The organism is Martelella sp. HB161492 (genome assembly GCF_013184775.1).
In the GTDB taxonomy this organism is placed as follows: Bacteria; Pseudomonadota; Alphaproteobacteria; order Rhizobiales; family Rhizobiaceae; genus Martelella.
This window is the reverse complement of sequence record NZ_JAATVV010000007.1, coordinates 117,574-136,808: the sequence shown is the minus strand read 5'-3', so window position 1 is coordinate 136,808 and position 19,235 is coordinate 117,574. Positions and strand designations below refer to the sequence as shown.

The following is a 19,235-nucleotide window of genomic DNA, read 5'->3' as shown; positions in this document are numbered from 1 at the left end:
GGCGTGTCAGGCTGTGTCCTGGCGCCCGAGTTCCCACATCTGCTTCAGTGACTGCCTGTAGTTCGGAAATTCGAACTCATAGCCGAGATTGCAGATCTTCTTGTTGCTGACCCGCTTGTTGTCGCTCCAGAAGGAGCGCGCCATGTCGCTCATTTCCGCCGCCTCGAAGGCGACTTCCGGCGGCGGCGCGATGCCCATCAGCCGGGCCGCCTCGACGATCACGTCCTGCGGCGGCGCCGGTTCGTCATCGGTGATGTTGAAGACGCCGCCAAAGCCATGTTCGGCGAGAAAGGCGGTTGAAAAGCCGACATCCTCGACCCGGACGCGGTTGAAAACCTGGCCCGGCTTGATCACCCGCTTCGAGGAGCCATCCCTGAGCTTGAGAAAGACGTTGCGGCCGGGGCCGTAAATGCCGGAAAGCCGCATGATCGCGACCGGGATGCAATGGTTGGCGCCCGCCTGCAGCCAGCTGCGTTCGGTCTCGTAGCGCAGCTGAGACCGCAGCGAGGTCGGCCGGCATTGCGCCGTTTCATCAATCCATTCGCCCTTGTGGTCGCCATAGACGCCGATGGTGGAAAGATAGCCGATCCATTGCAGTGAGGGGAAATCCTGCCGTGTCGCACCACGGGCGGCGCGCAGCAACGGATCGCCATTGTCGCCCGGCGGAATGGTCTGGACGATATGGGTGACGGATCTGAGCTTGTGCTTGAGCGCAGGGTCGATCGTCTCGCCATCGAAGATGAACGCCTCCATGCCGCAATCGGCAAGTGCGCCGGCCTTGTCCGCAGAACGGATCGTTCCGGCAACCTGGGTGGCATTGGGCGCAAGCGCCCGCCCGATTTCCTTTCCGGAATAGCCGGCACCAAAGATCATCAGATGCATAGCGCACTCCTCCCATTTGCCCATTCATGGCTGACTTTCGGGTCCGTTTCGTGGCGATGACGGCTGGCAAGGCGGGAAAAGTCTTCGGTTGCCAGCAGCCGTGAGAGCGCCCAGACCGCCATGGCCCTGACCTGCGGGGACGGATCCTCAAGCAGCAATTCGCAACGGCCGGCAAGGGCCTTTTCACCGCTGTTTCCAGCCGCGATCAGGCAGTTTCGCACAAAGCGGTCGCGGCCGATACGCTTGACTGGTGAACCGGAGAAGAACGCGCGGAAGGTCTGATCGTCGAAGCCGAGAAAGGTTGCGATCTCAGGGGCCTTCAGGTCGTCGCGCGCCGAAAGCTTGATCTCGGCAGCGGCGCGGGCGAACTTGTTCCAGGGGCAGGCGGCAAGACAGTCGTCACAGCCATAGATGCGGTTGCCCATCTTCTCCCGGAATTCCTCCGGTATGTCGCCGGCATGCTCAATGGTCAGATAGGAGATGCAGCGCCGCGCATCCAGCCTGTAGGGAGCGGGAAAGGCATCGGTCGGACAGGCATCGAGGCAGGCGCGACACCGTCCGCAATGATCCTTTTCGGCCGGGTCCGCGGCAAGCTCTGCGGTGGTGAAGATCGAGCCGAGAAACAGCCAGGAACCATGGCTGCGGCTGACGAGATTGGTATGCTTGCCCTGCCAGCCGAGCCCGGCTTTGGCAGCCAGAGGCTTTTCCATCACCGGGGCGGTATCGACAAAGACCTTGACCTCTTCGCCGGTCCTTGCGGCGATCCGGCCGGCCATCTGTTTCAGTTTGCCCTTGATGACATCGTGATAGTCGCGATTGCGGGCATAGACCGAGATGTTGGCCCTGTCCGGCTGTTGCAGCAGGCTGCGCGGATCGGTGTCGGGACCGTAATTCATGCCGAGCATGATGATCGAGCGGGCCTCGGGCCAGAGATGAAGCGGGTTCGAGCGCCGTTCAAAAGTCGCTTCCATCCATGCCATCGTGCCGTAATAGCCGGCGCTGATGCCTTGACGCAGCGCTTCGGCGGCGTCCGGCATGGCTTCGGCGCGCGTGATCCGGCAGACATCGAAGCCGTTGTCGCGCGCTTCGCCGTCGATGAAAGCCTTGAGCTTTTGTGTCGATCGGTCCATGCCTCAAGCCTTTTGCGCTGTGCGGATGTAGCAATGACGATCCATTTTTACCCCTGACGGGGGCTCTGGCAAGTCAAGCCTAAAAGGCAACAGACTTAAAAATCGAGATCGGCATAATGGGAAACCGGCACAACACCGCGCACGCGCTCTGCCAGAAGCGGGCGGAAGGACGGGCGAGACTTCAGCCGCTGATACCATTCCTTGGCGCCGGGGGCTTCTTCCCATTTGATTTCGCCGAGATAATCAAGCACCGAAATGGCGCCGCCCGCCGCAAGATCGGCATAGCTCAACCGTTTTCCGGCAAGCCAGGGGCGGCTGCCGCCGAGCCAGGAGAGATATTTCAGATGCTGCTGAATATTAGCGCGGGCGGCGCGCAGAATGCGCGAATCGGGTGCGCCGCCGCCATTGCCGCTGGTCATCTGCAGCTTGTAGACGCGTTCGCGGCACAGCGGATAGGTGACATCATGTTCGAGCTTTTGCAGGAACCACTCGGTCAGACGGCGGATTTCGGCGCGCTGGAACGGTTCTTCGGCCAAAAGCCGGCGGTCGCGCTGCAGGACGCCATGGGTTTCGTCAATGAATTCGGCAATCACCGAGGCGCCGCAGAGCACGCGCATATTATCGTCGACATAGACGGGTAACGTGCCGGCAGGATTGGCAGCCAGAAAGGCCCGGCGCTTTTCCCAGGGGCGTTCCTCGATGAGGTCGAACTCAAAATCATATTCGCCCATGACAAGCCGGACAAAGCGGGAGGCGGCGGACATGGGGTGGTGATAAAGCGTTGACATGATGCTCCGCAATTTCGAAACGGCCGGAAGATCGCGCGGCGGGACGTAAGGATATCAGCACCCGCGCCGAGACGGTCCGGAGTGTGGCGATCGTGAATTTTTTCTTCCATTAAGCATTTAAGGATTAATGATGGGTGACCATCCGTCCGTCAACGCCCTCATGGCAACGACATCTTGATCCCATGCGGCCCATGACCGATCTGGCGCGCCATTCCCGCTCTTCCCGTTTACCCTTCGGTAACCATGTTTGTGCAATAGCTGGGGCCAAATGCGTGGAAGGAGACCAGAACCATGGCAGAGCTGCGTGCACTCCGTTTCGCCCGGCGCTTCACTGCGCTCCTTGTTCTGGCTGCGGGGCTGCTTGTCCTGCCGGCGGCAGAAGCCTTTGCCTATAGCCAGGCGAGCGTCAACGCCGAATTTTCCAGCTGGCTTTCCGGTGACATGCGCAAGGCGGCGCTCAAAGCCGGTATCAAACCCGCCGTCTACGACAAGGCGACAAAGGGGCTTGCGATCAACTGGTCGCTGCCCGATCTGGTGCCGCCAGGCGAGAAGCCGCCGGCGACACGGCGCCAGACCCAGCCGGAATTTTCCGAGCCCGGCAATTATTTCAGCGAAAATAATCTGAATTATCTCGCCCAGCGCGGCCAGAAGCTCTACCGGCAATATCAGCCGGTCCTGGATCAGATCGAGGCGCGCTATGGCGTTCCGGGCCGCATTGTGCTGGCCATATGGGGTCGCGAGATGAGCTTCGGCGAGGTGGAGGAAAAATACGATATCCTTCAGGTGCTGGCGACCAAGGCATTCATGACGGGCAGCCGTCAGGCCATGTTCCGCTCCGAATTCATCGATGCGCTGAAGATCGTCCAGTCAGGGGCGGCGCCGATCGACAAACGCAAGGCCTCATGGGCCGGCGCCTTCGGCCAGCCGCAGCTGATGCCGTCCAATTTTCTCGATTACGCCGTCGATTTCGATCGTGACGGGGTGACGGATGTCTGGGATTCCGTGCCTGATGCCATGGCGACGATTGCCAATCATCTGGCCAGCGACGGCTGGGTCAGAGGACGCGACTGGGGTTATGAAGTGACGGTCCCGGCCAATGTCTCCTGCGCTCAGGAAGGGCCGGACAATGCACGCGCCATCTCGTCCTGGGTCAGCCAGGGGATCAACCGTGTCGCCGGAAAAAGCTTCCCCGCCGATGAAATGCGCAAATCCGGCATGATGCTGGTGCCGCAGGGGCGCTACGGACCGGAATTCGTCGTCACCGACAATTTCTATGTGCTGAAGAAATACAATAATTCAGATCTCTATGCGCTGTTTGTCGGCAATCTGGCCGACCGGATCCAGTATGGCATGGGATCCTTCGTCAAACCCTGGCAGAAGACGGGAACGCTGCTGCGCTCCGACGTCGCCGACATGCAGAAGAAACTTGAGGGCATGGGCTATGACGTCGGCGGTGCCGACGGGCTTGTCGGCTACAAGACCAGGCGTTCGATCGGCGACTGGGAGGCACGCTCCGGCTACCAGCAGACCTGCTGGCCGACGCCCTCTCTGCAGAAAGAGCTGATGCACTGAACCCGGCGCATCGGACGGACTATCCGGGCCGCCCGATGACCTGGTGCCTTATCCTGACGCACCGGCTTCACGAAAACCGGCAAGCCCTTCTTCGCCCGATGCTCAAGGTTCAGTGCGTATCCATGAAGGTGCGGTTGAAGACCTCGTCCTTGGGCGCAATGGCCTGGCGCTCGATCATGCGGCGCACTTTCGGACCTGTCTGGTTGCGGGTAATGGCGCGCACCTGATCGAAATGATCACCGTCCGACAGGAGCCGTCGCTGGTTATGGCGCACATAATCGGCCCAGGTCGGCGAATGATAGGTCTCCGTCCAGATGTCCGGATTGGCGAGATTGCGCATCAGCGCCCAGTGGCGGGCGCCATCGCGGATGCGGATACGCCGCCGGTCCGACATCAGCCGCAGGAACTCGATGGTGTTCTCATCGGCGATTTCGAATTCCAGTTCGATGACGATCGGGCCGGAGCGCGGCAGAAGGTCAAGCTTCAGTTCCGGTGTGCGGAAACGGTTGAGCGGCGACAGATCGAGCTTTGAGAAGCCTGGCATGCTCCACAGCAGCCCCATGGCTGCACCGAAAACCATGGTGGCGCCGGATACGGCAAGCGAGAAGGCAATGCCATGATTTTCCGCCAGCATGCCCCAGACCCAGGCACCCAGCGCCTGGCCGCCGAAGGTGGCGGTGGCATAGAATGAGAGCACCCGGCCGACCACCCAGCGCGGGGTCGAGAGCTGGATCGTGGTGTTGAACAGCGAAAATTCCATCACCCAGCAGGCTCCGGCAAAGAAAAGTGCAATGCAGGAGATCACAAGGCTGGTGGAAAAGCCGACCACGGTTGCCGAAACGGCCAGAATGAGAAAGGCGTAACGGACGATGCCTTCCCCCGAAAGCCTTGCGCGGACCGGAGCATTGGCGAAAGCGCCGCCAATGGCGCCGATGCCGAAGGCGCCGAGCATGATGCCGTAGGTCAGCGGTCCGCCGTCAATCACGTCGCGGGCGACAACCGGCAGCAGCGCCAGAAGCGAGACGGCGGCAAAGCCGAAGATGGCGGAGCGGCAGAGCACATTGATGATGTTTGGCGACATGGCTGCATAGCGCAGGCCCGCGAGAATCGCCGTGCCCATCTTTTCGCGCGGCAATTCGTCAACCTCGACCGGCTTTTTCCAGAAGGCCAGCGCCATGGCCGTCGGAATATAGGTCAGAGCGTTGATCAGAAAGGCGATGGCGGGGCTGGTGAAGGTGAGGATCGCGCCACCGATGGCCGGACCGACAACGCGGGTGGCGTTGAAGCCGACCGAATTGAGCGACACGGCGCCGGACACCTCCTCGCGGGGCACCATGTCGCCGACAGCGGCCTGCCAGGACGGGTTGTTCAAAGAGCCGCCGCAACCGATCAGGAAGGTGAAGGCCAGCAGCAGCCACGGCGTGATCAGGCCCGAAAAGGCAACAAAGGCGAGCATGAAGGAGACGACGCACATGAAGATCTGCGCCGCCAGCATGACCTTGCGCCGGTCGTAATTATCGGCAATCGCGCCTGCCAGAAGCGCAAACAGCATGACCGGCAGGGTATTGGATGTCTGGACCAGCGCCACCATATTTTCGGATGGCGTCAGCGACGTCATCATCCAGGCCGCCCCCACGCCCTGCACCATGCCGCCGATATTGGAAATGATCGACGCCGACCAGATATTGCGGAAGGTCGGGTAGGAGAATGGTGACAGGAAGGTCTGGGGTTGCGGCATGCGCTTGATCCCTAAAGCGATTCGACTGTGCTGGCGGTGCGGCAATATAGGCCGATACCATGGCGCCTGCCTATAGCCGTGACGGTTTTTCGCGAAAGAGTGCCTTTCGGAAATGCTTGCATTTTGGGCAGAACGGGTGTATCACCCGGCAAAATTCTTGATCGTCAGATGGAGAGTGGGGCCGGCCGGACCCGCTCTTTTTTATTTGGCGCGCAATTCCCGGCGGAAACGGAAACGACAATGGATGTGAATTCGATGGAAGAACGGCTGATCGTCGAGACGGGTATCGACAAGCGCGTTGCCGATCTGATCGAGCCGGTCCTGCAGGATCTGGGCTTCAAGCTGGTGCGCGTGCGCCTTTCCGGCCAGAACGGCCTGACGCTGCAGATCATGACCGAGCGCAATGATGGCACGATGACGGTGGAGGACTGTGAAGAGGTCTCCATGGCCGTGTCGCCGGTGCTCGACGTCGAAGACCCGATCGACCGCGCCTATAATCTCGAAGTGTCGTCACCCGGTATTGACCGGCCGATGGTCCGCAAGACGGATTTCTATCGCTGGAAGGGTCATCTGATGAAATGCGAGACCTCGGTGATGGTCGACGGCCGCAAGCGTTTCCGCGGCCGCATCATTGAAGCGGGACCGGATGATTTCACGCTGTTGCGCGATGGCGTTGCCTATGGCGAGGCCCCGGAGGTGACGATCCCCTTTTCGGCATTGGCCGATGCCAAGCTGATTTTGACGGATGAACTGATCCGCGATGCGCTGCGTGCCGACAAGCAGGCAAAGGCGCGGGCGGCCAATGAAAATGGCACGCCGGATGATGGCGAAGGTGCCGAAAGCAACTGAGGCCCTGCATTGCCGCTGAAGCGGCACGGGCCTGACAAAGAATGACATCGGAACCGACGGTTCCCCTTTTGAAGACGGAGACAGATCAATGGCAGTGAGTGCGAACCGGCTTGAACTGTTGCAGATTGCCGATGCAGTGGCGCGGGAAAAGTCTATCGACCGCGAGATCGTTCTGGCCGCCATGGCCGATGCGATCCAGAAGGCGGCGCGCTCGCGCTATGGCACGGACACCAATATCCGCGCCGACATCAATCCGAAGACCGGAGAAATCCACCTTCAGCGTCTGCTGGAAGTTGTCGATCACGCCGAGGACTATAACCTCCAGATCCCGCTGGCGCTGGCCCAGGACCGCAACCCCGAAGCCAAGATCGGGGATTTCATCGCCGATCCGCTGCCGCCGATGGATTTCGGCCGTATTGCCGCCCAGTCGGCCAAGCAGGTGATCGTGCAGAAAGTGCGCGAAGCCGAGCGTGACCGCCAGTATGAAGAATATCATGACCGGATCGGCGAGATCGTCAACGGCACGGTCAAGCGCGTCGAATACGGCAATGTCATCGTCGATCTCGGCCGCGGTGAAGCCATTATCCGCCGTGACGAGATGATCCCGCGCGAGGCCCCGCGCTATGGCGATCGCATCCGCGCCTATGTCTATGACGTGCGGCGCGAGCAGCGCGGTCCGCAGATTTTCCTGTCGCGTACCCACCCGCAGTTCATGGTCAAGCTCTTCACCATGGAAGTGCCGGAAATCTATGACGGCATCATCCAGATCAAGTCGGTTGCCCGCGACCCGGGCTCGCGCGCCAAGATCGCCGTTGTCTCCAACGATGCCTCGATCGATCCGGTCGGCGCCTGCGTCGGTATGCGCGGTTCCCGCGTTCAGGCCGTTGTCGGCGAATTGCAGGGTGAGAAGATCGACATCATTCCGTGGTCGGAAGATCCTGCCTCCTTCATCGTCAACGCGCTGCAGCCGGCCGAAGTGGCCAAGGTCGTTCTGGATGAGGACGCCGAGCGCATCGAGGTTGTCGTTCCCGACGAGCAGCTGTCGCTGGCCATCGGCCGTCGCGGCCAGAATGTCCGCCTTGCCTCGCAGCTCACCGGCTGGGACATCGACATCATGACGGAGCACGAGGAATCGGAGCGCCGCCAGAAGGAATTCAACGAGCGTTCGCAGCTGTTCATGGAAGCGCTTGATGTCGACGAGATGGTCGGTCAGGTTCTCGCTTCGGAAGGCTTCGCAGCCATTGACGAAGTGGCCTATGTCGAACTCGATGAAATCTCCTCGATCGAAGGCTTTGACGAGGAAACGGCCCAGGAAATCCAGACGCGTGCACGCGAATATCTGGAACGTCTTGAAGCCGAGATGGACGAGAAGCGCCGTGCGCTGGGCGTCTCTGACGACCTGCGTCAGATCGACGGCATGACGTCGGCGATGATGGTGGCACTCGGCGAGGATGGTGTGAAGACGCTTGAAGATTTCGCCGGCTGCGCTGCTGACGATCTGGTTGGCTGGAGCGAGCGCCAGAACGGCCAGACCAAGCGTTTCGAAGGCATTCTGTCTTCCTTCGACCTGTCGCGTGTGGAAGCCGAGAACATGGTTGTTCAGGCACGTCTCGCTGCGGGCTGGATCACCGAGGCAGATCTTGCCAGTGCTGCGGAAGCGGCTGAGGAAGACGCTGTCGCAGAAGAGGCTGGCGAAGAAGGCGACGCCGTTGCCGAAACCGAAGCCGATGGTGAGGAAAAGGCCTGAGCAACATGGAGCCTGCCCGCGATGAAGAGGCGGAGATGAACGAGCGAACCTGCATCGTTACCCGCCAGACGGGCACGCCGGAGGATCTGATCCGCTTCGTCGCCGGTCCCGGCGACGTCGTGTTTCCTGACCTCAAACGGGAGTTGCCGGGTCGGGGTTGCTGGGTCACGGCCGAACGATGGGCCGTGGCACAGGCGGTTGAAAAAAAGCTTTTTTCCCGCGCGCTGAAGGCGAAGGTCACGGCAGAGCCAGAATTGGCGGATATGGTCGACGGGCTTTTGGCCCGTCAGCTTGCTGGCATGATCCATATGGCGCGCAAGGCAGGCGAGTTTGTCACTGGCTCGACAAAGGTCGATCTGGCGATCCGTTCGGGGCAGGCCATCGCGGTGTTTCACGCTGAAGATGCGGCCGATGACGGGGTGCGCAAGCTTGATCAGGCGCGCAAGGCATTCATGCTCGCAAATGAGCTCGATACCGAGATTCCGGCTTTTCGTCCCTTCGGGACAGAAGAATTGATCGCTCTTTTGGGCGAGAATGCGTTTAAACACGCTGCAGCGCTTGCGGGGAAGGCCGGTGAGGGTGTAGTGAAGCGCGCAAACATGCTCGTAAGGTTTCGGGCAGGAGGGCCTAGTGCCAAGCGCTGAGGAAACGCGGCGATGACAAGACAATGACGACGTCACGGATTTTGGCCGGACGCCACTTTTTGATTTAGATAGCGGGAATGCGCGCTTTTTCCTGAAAGCCGGTTCTCGCCCCAAGGAACGGGAACCGTATGACGGACAATAAAGACGACAAGACACTCAGCGTATCGGGCAAGAAAACACTTACACTCAAGCCGTCGGGTGTCAGCCAGGGAACCGTGCGCCAGGATATGGGCCGCGGTCGCAGCAAGGCAGTCGTGGTCGAAACCCGCAAACGCCGGGTTCACAAGCCCGAGGATGAACCGGCTGCAGCGGCAGCACCGCAGCCGGCGCCGGCTGCTCCGCAGCGCCCGGCAGCACCCGCACCAGCTCCGGCTGCTGCTCCCGCACCGGTCAAGGCCGCCGAACCGGCGCCAGTGCGCACGGAAGCAGCGCCAGCCCGTCCGGCACCCCAGCCGCAGCAGCCTGCTGCCCGCGCGCCGCAGTCGCAGCACCGTCAGGGTGGCGGGCCGCGTCAGGATCGCAATCAGGGCAATCATCAGAACCGCCAGCGTGGTGGCCAGGGGTCAGGCAATGGTCCGCGTCAGGATCGCAATCATGGCAATCGTGGCCGTGGCGGCAATGTTTTGCATGATCTGTCCGCCGGTGAAATGGAAGCCCGTCGCCGGGCGCTGATCGAAGCGCAGGCCCGTGATGCCGAAGACGAGCGTCGCCGTGTCGCCGAGGCTGAAGAAGCCCGTCGCCAGGCAGAGATCGATGCCAAGCGCAAGGTTGAAGAAGAAGCCCGCCGCGTTGCGGAAGAGGCAGAGGCCGCCAAGCGCGCCGCTGAGGAAGCAAAGACCGCCGCCGAAACCGCTGCAAGCGAAGCCGCGGAGCGTCCCGCCGCCGAGCCGGCCCGTCCGGCTGCAAGGCCTGCGCCGCGTGCCAACGCCCCGCGCGCTACCGAGAAGGTCGTGACGGATCCCGCCGAGGCCGAGGCGCAGCTTGCACGTGCCGGACAGCGCACGCGCACGGCCACCCGTGCCAGCGATGATGATGATGCAGCGCGTGGCCGCAAGCCGCGCCGCGAAACCGAAGAGGATGATCGCAGCGCCCGCGGTCCGGCAGCCGTTCGCGGCAAGGTCGTGCGTCCCGATGCTGCCGCCAAGCCGGCAGCCCGCCCGAAGGGCGAGGGTGAACGCCGCCGTGGCAAGCTGACGGTCACCACCGTTACCTCCGACGAGGATGGCGGTGCGACCCGTGGTCGTTCGCTTTCGGCGATGCGCCGGCGGCAGGAGAAATTCCGCCGTGCCCAGGCTCAGGAGCCGCGCGAGAAGGTACTGCGCGAGGTCATCCTGCCGGAAACCATCACCATTCAGGAACTGTCACAGCGTATGTCCGAACGGGCCGTCGACGTGATCAAGTATCTGATGAAGGAAGGGCAGATGATGAAGCCCGGCGACGTGATCGATGCCGATCTCGCCGAGCTGATTGCCACCGAATTTGGTCACACCGTCAAGCGCGTTGCTGAATCCGACGTCGAAGAGGGTATCTTCGGTCGTGAGGACGATGAAAAGGACATGGTGTCCCGTGCGCCGGTCGTCACCATCATGGGCCATGTCGACCACGGCAAGACCTCGCTGCTGGATGCGATCCGCCATGCCAATGTGGTGGCCGGAGAAGCTGGCGGTATCACCCAGCATATCGGCGCCTATCAGGTCGAGCAGGATGGTCAGAAGATTACCTTCATCGACACGCCCGGCCACGCCGCCTTTACCGCGATGCGTGCCCGCGGTGCCCAGGCGACCGACATTGCCATTCTGGTGGTTGCTGCCGATGACAGCGTGATGCCGCAGACGATCGAGAGCATCAGCCATGCCAAGGCGGCCGGCGTTCCGATCATCGTGGCGATCAACAAGATCGACAAGCCGGAAGCCGATCCGCAGCGGGTGCGTACAGCGCTGCTGCAGCATGAGGTTTTCGTTGAAACCATGGGCGGCGAGACGCTGGAAGTCGAGGTTTCGGCCAAGACCGGCAAGAATCTCGACAAGCTGCTGGAAGCGATCCTGCTGCAGTCGGAAATTCTCGACCTGAAGGCCAATCCGGACCGTACCGCAGAAGGTGTGGTCATTGAAGCCGAGCTTGACCGCGGCCGCGGTGCCGTCGCCACGGTTCTGGTTCAAAAGGGTACGCTGACGCCGGGTCAGATCATCGTTGCCGGTGATCAGTGGGGGCGTGTGCGCGCACTGGTCAATGACCGCGGCACCCATGTCAAGGATGCCGGTCCGTCGACACCTGTCGAAATTCTCGGTCTTTCGGGAACGCCGGCCGCCGGTGACCGCTTTGCCGTTGTTGAGAACGAAGCCAAGGCCCGCGAGATCGCCGAATATCGCCAGCGGCTTGCCCGCGACAAGGCGGCGGCCCGCCAGTCGGGTTCGCGCGGTTCGCTGGAACAGATGATGAGCCAGCTCCAGGATACGGGCCGGAAGGAATTCCCGCTCGTTATCAAGGGCGACGTTCAGGGTTCGGTCGAAGCGATTCAGGCGGCCCTCGACAAGCTTGGGACCGATGAGGTTCGTGCCCGGATCGTCCACGCGGCGGCCGGTGGTATCACCGAATCGGATATCTCGCTGGCGGAAGCCTCCGATGCCGCGATCATCGGCTTCAACGTTCGTGCCAATACCCAGGCCCGCCGTGCTGCCGAACAGGCCGGCATCGAGATCCGCTACTACAACATCATCTACGATCTGGTGGATGACGTGAAGGCTGCGATGTCGGGACTGCTGTCGCCGGAGCGCCGCGAAACCTTCCTCGGCAATGCGGAGATCCTCGAGGTCTTCAACATTTCCAAGGTCGGCAAGGTTGCCGGCTGCCGGGTCACCGAAGGCAAGGTCGAACGTGGTGCCGGTGTCCGTCTGGTGCGCGATCACGTGGTCATCCACGAGGGCAAGCTCAAGACGCTCAAGCGCTTCAAGGACGAAGTCGGCGAAGTGCCGGTCGGTCAGGAATGCGGCATGGCCTTCGAAAATTACGAAGATATCCGCGCTGGCGACACGATCGAGTGCTTCCGCGTCGAACATATCAGCCGCACGCTCTGACAGCGCGTTGCCGCGATCATCGAAGAAGGGCCGGTCCGCTTCAGCGGGCCGGCCTTTTTGATGGGTAATCGCGGCGGAGTATCAGGAAAATCGAATTTTCGTTCGGGTGTGCCGCGGCGATAGTCGGGTCTCACATGTGTCGGCAGGCTGTCGCATGTGCTTCGCCCGCCGGCTTTTTTACCCCTTTAGTCAGAGCGTAATTTTCCTATGGCTTTCCTTCATATTTCCGAAAACAGTGCCTTCCGACCTTATCATTCCGCTCCCGCGCGCCTGGCTGCACCCAAGGCGGTTCGTCCTGAACCATCCGCGGGCGCAACCATTCGCTCCCTGTGGAACGGTATTGCTTCATCCGCTCCCGAAGCGCTCGATGAAAGGCCTGCAACACCGCCGGGGTCAATCAGCTCATTGAAACAGAGCGAGGCGCATTCGGAGCTGAACATGTCGTCGATTTATGAAGAGATCTGGTCGACGGGGCCGGGCACCAACGAGGAGCCGGTCATGCAGCGGAGCGGTCCACCCGAACTGCCGGTGCAGCCGATCCTCTTGCCACGGGCAAGGTTGCGTCCACACATGCCTGACCAGCCGATTGTGATACCCCGGGCGCGGCTGCGCGGAAGGCCGCAGCCCGAACAGATGGAGGTGCGACTGCCGCGGGCCAAGCTGATCCCGAGGAACGGTGTGCGCTAGCGCATCGGCTCAAAAATCGGAAACGATTTTCGAAAAGAACGATGCGGCGATACAAGAAGATGGAGCGTCCTGGTGCGCCCAAAAGGCCGCACGGCGCTCCAGGAGCCTGATGCGCAAAGACTCCAGATGGGCTGGGAACAAATGAAAACGGACCGCATGGCGCGGCCCGTTTTTTAGTTTCCCGCATATGAGAGGAGGGAGAATGGCCGAGCGGGACGCGGCCGACCAGAACACTTCACGAGTTGAAGGAGGAGGAGAAGATGAAGTGTCCTGAAACTGGATCTGAAACGGCGAAATGGCTCCCTCTGTTCTGCATTCCGAAAGGCTTTGGAAGCCCTTCTGCCGGTTGTTGAGATCATCTTTAGCCTTGGTTTTCAGCAGAGGCTTTGCGCTGGATCAAACGCTTGGGGCGGTTTCCGACTTTAGGCGGATGGTCATGCGCCAGCGCCCAATCTGCCGCGCAGCGATTGACCTGAAGGCGACAACGCGCTAAACGACCCGCCAATCACGCAAGGAACTGTCCGGGCGGGTTCGAACCCCGTTACAAGCGGACAGAGCGCAAACACGTAGACGACAGAATCAGAGCCAAGATGACGAGAGCCACATCCTCGGCGCCCTCCCAGCGCATGCTGCGCGTTGGTGAACAGGTGCGTGCCGCATTGACGAAAGTGTTGCAGAGGGGCGATATCCGCGATCCGCTGATCGAAAACACTGTGATTTCGATTTCAGAAGTGCGCATGTCGCCCGATCTGAAGATTGCCACGGCCTATGTCACGCCGCTTGGCAATCACGATCACGATGCACTTGTTGCAGCCCTCAATCACCATGCCCGCTACCTGCGTGGCCGGGTGAGCCCGGAGCTGCGGCAGATGAAATATATGCCGGAACTGCGGTTCCGCGATGATACCAGTTTCGACAATTTCGCGAAAATCGACGAGCTTCTGCGCTCGCCGGAAGTGGCGCGCGATCTCGATCACGATGAAGACGACGACAACAACGACAATAACGACTGAGCATGGCACGACAGAGAAAACCCAAGGGCCGTCCGATTTCCGGCTGGCTGATCCTCGACAAGCCGGTTGATTTCGGCTCCACCGAAGCTGTTTCCAAGATCAAGTGGCTGTTCAAGGCACAAAAGGCCGGGCATGCGGGTACGCTTGACCCGCTGGCCTCCGGCATGCTGCCGATCGCCCTTGGCGATGCCACCAAGACGGTGCCTTATGTGATGGAAGGTCGCAAGATCTACGAATTTTCCGTCACCTGGGGGGAAGAGCGTGCTTCTGATGATCTGGAAGGCGAGGTGACGGAAACGTCGCCGAAGCGTCCGTCAAAGGCCGATATCGAAGCGCTTCTGGGCAAATATACCGGGGTGATCGAGCAGGTGCCGCCGCAGTTCTCGGCGATCAAGATTGATGGCGCCCGCGCCTATGATCTCGCCCGTGAAGGCGAGACGGTGGAGATGCCCGCCCGCGAGGTCGAAATTCACCGGCTGACGTTGATCGGCTGCCCGGATGAAAACACCGCCGATTTCGAAGTCGAGTGCGGCAAGGGCACCTATGTCAGGGCACTGGCCCGCGACATGGGGCGCGATCTTGGCTGCTTTGGCCACATCTCGGCACTGCGGCGACCCTTCGTCGCCCCCTTTGCCGAGGATATGCTGGTGCCGCTGGCCGATCTGGTGGCGCTGGAAGACATCGAGGATGAAGCCGAGCGCCTCGCAGCGCTCGATGCCATGCTGCTTGATACTGCCGAAGCGCTGGCAAGCCTGCCGCATGTGCCGGTCAATGATGATCAGGCCCGGCGTCTGCGCCTTGGCAATCCGATCATTCTGCGCGGCGCCCAGGCGCCCGTCGCGGAACCGGATGCCTATGCCTCGATCGGTGGCAAGCTGATTGCCATTGGCGAGATCGCCGAGGGCCAGTTCAAGCCGCGCCGCGTTTTCGGCTGAGAATTTCAGGACCTGTTGTGACAGGCCGCTCGCATCTCGGTGCGGGCGGCCTTTTCGTATCCGGCAGCTACGGACTTGCAATGCCGGGCCGAGGGGAGGAATGTGGCGGCGTTGATGCCAATCATATCGAGCCTGCCCATGTTTCTCACCAACCGCGACCTTGTCGACCTCATCGAACTGCGCCACGATCTGCACCGTCATCCGGAAATCTCCGGTGAAGAGCGGCGAACGGCGGGAAGGGTCGCGTCCTATCTTCAGCCGCTGAAACCGGATGCGCTTGTGACCGGTCTTGGCGGTCATGGTGTTGCCGCTGTCTTTGAAGGCGCCGAGCCGGGGCCAACCGTGCTGTTTCGCGCCGAGCTCGATGCCCTGCCGATCGAGGAACTGACCGGGCTCGATTATGCCTCCGAAGTGCCGGGCAAGGGGCATCTTTGCGGCCATGACGGGCATATGGCGATCCTGACAGCGCTGGCGACCGGTCTTTCCAGACAAAGGCCGGCGCGCGGCAGGGCGGTGCTGCTCTATCAGCCGGCGGAGGAGACCGGTGCTGGGGCGGCAGCGGTGATCGCCGATCCGCAATTTGCTGCTCTTGCGCCTGACATGGCTTTTTCGCTGCACAACCAGCCGGGCATGGCGATCGGGACGGCATCGCTGATGGCGGGTCCGGTCAATTGCGCCTCGCGCGGCATGCGCATCATTCTCTCCGGCAAGACGGCCCATGCGTCGCTGCCGCATACGGGCGTTTCGCCCATGCCTGCCCTGGCGGAAATCATGCCGGCGCTGGCCGCGCTTGCCCATGGCCGGCACAGCGACGCCGATTTTGCGCTGGTGACCGTGACCCACGCGGAAATGGGCGAACGCGCCTTTGGCATCGCACCGGGGGCGGCGGAAGTCTGGGTGACGCTTCGAACGCTGACCGATGACCGGATGGATGCCTTGCGGGAAAGGGCCGAGGCGGTTGCCATCGACGCGGCAGGTCGCTGCGGGCTTGGCGTTGCGATCAGCTATGATGACATTTTCATGCATTGCGAAAATGCCGGGGAAGCGGTTGATCATCTCGCCGCAGCGCTGACGGCGGAAGGTGTCGCCTTTGATCGCGGTGATCTGCCGATGCGGGCATCGGAGGATTTCGGCCGCTTCGGCAAGATCTGCCCGGCGGCGATGTTCTTTCTCGGTTCGGGAATGGACAATGCCGATCTGCACAATCCCGATTATGCCTTTCCCGATGATCTGATCGAAATCGGCGGACGGGTCTTCATGCGCGTCGCGCGCGATCTTCTCGGCTGAGGCCCGCGCCCCGGGGCGAGCGCTGCGGGTCGTGGATTTACTGGCGGGCTCGACAATCCCTGCCTTTTGCCCTATATGACCGCCAGCATTGCAACATATGCTTTTGAATGACCTCTGCTGGACGACATCCCGGCCGGGGCGACTTTAAATCCTCGTTACACAGAAAGGACGTTACGATGTCGATCACTGCTGAACGCAAGGCCGAGCTGATCAAGGAATACGCAACCAAGGAAGGCGACACCGGTTCGCCGGAAGTTCAGGTTGCCATCCTGACCGAGCGGATCACCAATCTGACCGAGCACTTCAAGGACCACAAGAAGGACAACCACTCCCGTCGTGGCCTGCTGAAGCTCGTTTCCAGCCGCCGTTCGCTGCTTGATTACCTCAAGCGCAATGACGAAGCCCGCTACACCGCTCTGATCGGTCGTCTCGGCATCCGTCGCTGATTTTTTAAAGGCGGGCGTTTGCGTCCGCCTTTTTCCTTTGAAAAGGCGCGCCAGGGGCGCGCTTTGGCACCCTGTAGCGCAGGTGGCGGCGCTGCAGGAGGACTAGACGGTTCGCCGGGGGCGGCCGTGCCACATGAAGAGACCCGTCATGGGGCAGGATTGCCGGCCGCTTCCCTTATTTCAGAAGCGGCGAGCTGTCTTGCCCATGATGCGTCATTTGAGATGAACCCGCAGCGGCAGGCCATGGGCAGGCGTTGCGGGAAGCAGAAAAAGGACAAGACATGTTCAACACCCACACCGTGGAAATCGAGTGGGCCGGCCGGCCGCTGAAGCTGGAGACCGGCAAGGTTGCCCGTCAGGCCGATGGAGCCGTGATCGCGACCTATGGCGAAACCGTCGTTCTAGCGACCGTCGTTTCGGCCAAGGACGTGAAGCCGGGCCAGGATTTCTTCCCCCTGACGGTCAACTATCAGGAAAAGACCTATGCTGCCGGCAAGATCCCGGGCGGCTATTTCAAGCGTGAAGGCCGTCCGAGCGAAAACGAAACGCTGGTTTCGCGCCTGATCGACCGTCCGATCCGTCCGCTTTTCCCGGAAGGCTACAAGAACGACACCCAGGTCGTGGTCACCGTTCTGCAGCACGACATGGAAAACAACCCGGACATCTTGTCCATGGTTGCGACCTCGGCCGCGCTGACGGTTTCCGGCGTTCCGTTCATGGGCCCGATCGCCGGCGCCCGCGTCGGCTACATCAACGGCCAGTATGTGCTGAACCCGCATATCGACGAAATGCCGGAAACGGCACTTGATCTCGTCGTTGCCGGCACGACCGAGGCTGTTCTGATGGTTGAATCGGAAGCCAAGGAGCTGCCTGAGGACATCATGCTCGGCGCCGTCATGTTCGGCCACAAGGGCTTCCAGCCGGTGATCGACGCGATCATCAAGCTGGCTGAGGTTGCTGCCAAGGAGCCGCGCGAATTCGAGCCGGAAGATTTCTCCGCGCTGGAAGGCGAAATGCTGGCCTTTGCCGAAGCCGAACTGCGTGATGCCTACAAGATCACCGAAAAGGCGTCCCGCTACGCCGCTGTCGATGCCGTCAAGGCCAAGGTCAAGGCGCATTTCGCTCCGGCCGAAGGCGAAGAGGCGAAGTATTCCGACGAAGATATCGCTTCGGTCTTCAAGCATCTGCAGGCCAAGATCGTTCGCTGGAACATTCTCGACACATCGAGCCGCATCGACGGCCGTGATCTTCAGACCGTGCGTCCGATCACTGCTGAAGTCGGCCTTCTGCCGCGTACCCATGGTTCGGCGCTGTTCACCCGTGGTGAAACCCAGGCCCTGGTTGTTGCCACGCTTGGCACTGGCGAAGACGAGCAGTATGTCGACAGCCTGACCGGCATGTACAAAGAAAAGTTCATGCTGCACTACAACTTCCCGCCCTATTCGGTCGGTGAGACGGGCCGCATGGGTTCGCCGGGCCGCCGCGAAATCGGTCATGGCAAGCTCGCTTGGCGCGCTGTCCATCCGATGCTGCCGGAAACCGAACAGTTCCCCTACACGCTGCGTGTTGTTTCTGAAATCACCGAATCCAACGGTTCGTCCTCGATGGCCACCGTCTGCGGCACCTCGCTGGCGCTGATGGATGCCGGTGTTCCGCTGGCCAAGCCGGTTGCCGGTATCGCCATGGGCCTGATCAAGGAAGGTGAACGCTTCGCTGTCCTGTCCGATATTCTCGGCGACGAAGACCACCTCGGCGACATGGACTTCAAGGTTGCCGGTACCGATTCCGGCATCACCTCGCTGCAGATGGACATCAAGATCGACGGTATCACCGAAGAGATCATGTCCGTTGCACTGAACCAGGCCAAGGGCGGCCGTCTGCACATTCTCGGCGAAATGGCCAAGGCCATCACCGAGAGCCGTTCGCAGCTCGGCGAATTTGCACCGCGCATCGAAGTGATGAACATTCCGGTCGACAAGATCCGTGACGTTATCGGTTCGGGCGGCAAGGTCATCCGCGAAATCGTTGAAAAGACCGGCGCCAAGATCAACATCGAAGATGACGGCACGATCAAGATCGCATCGTCTTCCGGCAAGGAGATCGAGGCCGCCAAGAAGTGGATCCACTCGATCGTTGACGAGCCGGAACTGAACGCCATCTATGAGGGCACGGTTGTCAAGACCGCCGATTTCGGCGCTTTCGTCAACTTCTTCGGCGCCCGCGACGGTCTGGTCCACATCTCCCAGCTGGCACAGGAACGCGTTGCCAAGACCACCGACGTGGTCAAGGAAGGCGACAAGGTCTGGGTCAAGCTCATCGGTTTCGATGAGCGTGGCAAGGTCAAGCTGTCGATGAAGATCGTCGATCAGGCAACCGGCAAGGAATTGCCGAAGCCCGAGCGCAAGGAAAAGAAGGACGACGCTGAATAAGGCGTCCCCATTCC

Annotated in this window: 15 protein-coding genes; 11 read left to right on the top strand and 4 right to left on the bottom strand. The window is 61.2% G+C overall.

What is annotated here, in order from left to right; all coding sequences use genetic code 11:
- Positions 1-6: 6 nt before the first annotated feature.
- The 3 genes from HCK86_RS13265 to HCK86_RS13255 form a co-directional block, all read right to left on the bottom strand.
- Positions 7-882, bottom strand: coding sequence for an SDR family oxidoreductase (locus tag HCK86_RS13265; protein ID WP_176084964.1), 876 nt, complete (start codon positions 880-882; stop codon positions 7-9).
- Positions 873-2,012, bottom strand: coding sequence for a tRNA epoxyqueuosine(34) reductase QueG (gene queG / locus HCK86_RS13260; RefSeq protein WP_176084963.1), 1,140 nt, complete (start codon positions 2,010-2,012; stop codon positions 873-875). Before queG ends, HCK86_RS13265 begins: the two co-directional genes overlap by 10 nt.
- A gap of 95 nt (positions 2,013-2,107) precedes the next feature.
- Positions 2,108-2,800: a glutathione S-transferase family protein gene (locus HCK86_RS13255; RefSeq protein WP_176084962.1), complete on the bottom strand. Its 693-nt coding sequence runs from the start codon at positions 2,798-2,800 to the stop codon at positions 2,108-2,110.
- Positions 2,801-3,091: 291 nt separating this feature from the next.
- On the opposite strand from HCK86_RS13255, the gene HCK86_RS13250 reads away from it, so the two are divergent.
- Positions 3,092-4,372, top strand: coding sequence for a lytic murein transglycosylase (locus HCK86_RS13250; RefSeq protein ID WP_176084961.1), 1,281 nt, complete (start codon positions 3,092-3,094; stop codon positions 4,370-4,372).
- Between the two features lie 109 nt (positions 4,373-4,481).
- Here the strand turns inward: HCK86_RS13250 and HCK86_RS13245 are convergent, their stop codons facing one another.
- Positions 4,482-6,110, bottom strand: coding sequence for an MFS transporter (locus tag HCK86_RS13245; protein ID WP_176084960.1), 1,629 nt, complete (start codon positions 6,108-6,110; stop codon positions 4,482-4,484).
- A gap of 240 nt (positions 6,111-6,350) precedes the next feature.
- Here HCK86_RS13245 and rimP point away from each other — a divergent pair, with 240 nt between their 5' ends.
- The 10 genes from rimP (at position 6,351) to pnp (ending at position 19,221) form a co-directional block, all read left to right on the top strand.
- On the top strand, positions 6,351-6,959 hold the full coding sequence (gene rimP / locus HCK86_RS13240) for a ribosome maturation factor RimP (protein WP_176084959.1): 609 nt from the start codon (positions 6,351-6,353) through the stop codon (positions 6,957-6,959).
- Between the two features lie 88 nt (positions 6,960-7,047).
- Positions 7,048-8,706, top strand: coding sequence for a transcription termination factor NusA (nusA, locus tag HCK86_RS13235; RefSeq protein ID WP_176084958.1), 1,659 nt, complete (start codon positions 7,048-7,050; stop codon positions 8,704-8,706).
- A 5-nt stretch (positions 8,707-8,711) separates the two neighbouring features.
- Positions 8,712-9,350 (top strand): RNA-binding protein, encoded by a 639-nt coding sequence (locus tag HCK86_RS13230; protein WP_176084957.1) that lies wholly within the window; start codon positions 8,712-8,714, stop codon positions 9,348-9,350.
- A gap of 128 nt (positions 9,351-9,478) precedes the next feature.
- Positions 9,479-12,424: a translation initiation factor IF-2 gene (gene infB, locus HCK86_RS13225; RefSeq protein WP_176084956.1), complete on the top strand. Its 2,946-nt coding sequence runs from the start codon at positions 9,479-9,481 to the stop codon at positions 12,422-12,424.
- Positions 12,425-12,631: 207 nt separating this feature from the next.
- Entirely contained in the window at positions 12,632-13,111 is a 480-nt protein-coding gene (locus HCK86_RS13220) for a hypothetical protein (RefSeq protein WP_176084955.1), read from the top strand.
- 590 nt (positions 13,112-13,701) lie between these two features.
- On the top strand, positions 13,702-14,124 hold the full coding sequence (gene rbfA / locus HCK86_RS13215) for a 30S ribosome-binding factor RbfA (RefSeq protein ID WP_176084954.1): 423 nt from the start codon (positions 13,702-13,704) through the stop codon (positions 14,122-14,124).
- A gap of 2 nt (positions 14,125-14,126) precedes the next feature.
- Positions 14,127-15,059 (top strand): tRNA pseudouridine(55) synthase TruB, encoded by a 933-nt coding sequence (gene truB, locus HCK86_RS13210; protein WP_176084953.1) that lies wholly within the window; start codon positions 14,127-14,129, stop codon positions 15,057-15,059.
- 138 nt (positions 15,060-15,197) lie between these two features.
- Positions 15,198-16,346: an amidohydrolase gene (locus HCK86_RS13205; RefSeq protein WP_176085137.1), complete on the top strand. Its 1,149-nt coding sequence runs from the start codon at positions 15,198-15,200 to the stop codon at positions 16,344-16,346.
- A gap of 176 nt (positions 16,347-16,522) precedes the next feature.
- Positions 16,523-16,792, top strand: coding sequence for a 30S ribosomal protein S15 (gene rpsO / locus HCK86_RS13200; RefSeq protein ID WP_176084952.1), 270 nt, complete (start codon positions 16,523-16,525; stop codon positions 16,790-16,792).
- A gap of 281 nt (positions 16,793-17,073) precedes the next feature.
- The gene (gene pnp / locus HCK86_RS13195; RefSeq protein WP_176084951.1) at positions 17,074-19,221 is read left to right on the top strand and encodes a polyribonucleotide nucleotidyltransferase; all 2,148 of its coding nucleotides are present in this window, start codon (positions 17,074-17,076) and stop codon (positions 19,219-19,221) included.
- The last annotated feature ends 14 nt before the right edge of the window (positions 19,222-19,235 follow it).

What these genes read in the sequence shown, in the direction of transcription:
- infB (WP_176084956.1), top strand. Translation starts at nt 9,479, where the DNA reads ATGACGGACAATAAAGACGACAAGACACTCAGCGTATCGGGCAAGAAA.
- HCK86_RS13265 (WP_176084964.1), bottom strand. Translation starts at nt 882, where the DNA reads ATGCATCTGATGATCTTTGGTGCCGGCTATTCCGGAAAGGAAATCGGG.
- HCK86_RS13250 (WP_176084961.1), top strand. Translation starts at nt 3,092, where the DNA reads ATGGCAGAGCTGCGTGCACTCCGTTTCGCCCGGCGCTTCACTGCGCTC.
- nusA (WP_176084958.1), top strand. Translation starts at nt 7,048, where the DNA reads ATGGCAGTGAGTGCGAACCGGCTTGAACTGTTGCAGATTGCCGATGCA.
- truB (WP_176084953.1), top strand. Translation starts at nt 14,127, where the DNA reads ATGGCACGACAGAGAAAACCCAAGGGCCGTCCGATTTCCGGCTGGCTG.
- rimP (WP_176084959.1), top strand. Translation starts at nt 6,351, where the DNA reads ATGGATGTGAATTCGATGGAAGAACGGCTGATCGTCGAGACGGGTATC.
- rbfA (WP_176084954.1), top strand. Translation starts at nt 13,702, where the DNA reads ATGACGAGAGCCACATCCTCGGCGCCCTCCCAGCGCATGCTGCGCGTT.
- HCK86_RS13245 (WP_176084960.1), bottom strand. Translation starts at nt 6,110, where the DNA reads ATGCCGCAACCCCAGACCTTCCTGTCACCATTCTCCTACCCGACCTTC.
- HCK86_RS13255 (WP_176084962.1), bottom strand. Translation starts at nt 2,800, where the DNA reads ATGTCAACGCTTTATCACCACCCCATGTCCGCCGCCTCCCGCTTTGTC.
- HCK86_RS13230 (WP_176084957.1), top strand. Translation starts at nt 8,712, where the DNA reads ATGGAGCCTGCCCGCGATGAAGAGGCGGAGATGAACGAGCGAACCTGC.
- pnp (WP_176084951.1), top strand. Translation starts at nt 17,074, where the DNA reads ATGTTCAACACCCACACCGTGGAAATCGAGTGGGCCGGCCGGCCGCTG.
- rpsO (WP_176084952.1), top strand. Translation starts at nt 16,523, where the DNA reads ATGTCGATCACTGCTGAACGCAAGGCCGAGCTGATCAAGGAATACGCA.
- HCK86_RS13220 (WP_176084955.1), top strand. Translation starts at nt 12,632, where the DNA reads ATGGCTTTCCTTCATATTTCCGAAAACAGTGCCTTCCGACCTTATCAT.
- queG (WP_176084963.1), bottom strand. Translation starts at nt 2,012, where the DNA reads ATGGACCGATCGACACAAAAGCTCAAGGCTTTCATCGACGGCGAAGCG.
- HCK86_RS13205 (WP_176085137.1), top strand. Translation starts at nt 15,198, where the DNA reads ATGTTTCTCACCAACCGCGACCTTGTCGACCTCATCGAACTGCGCCAC.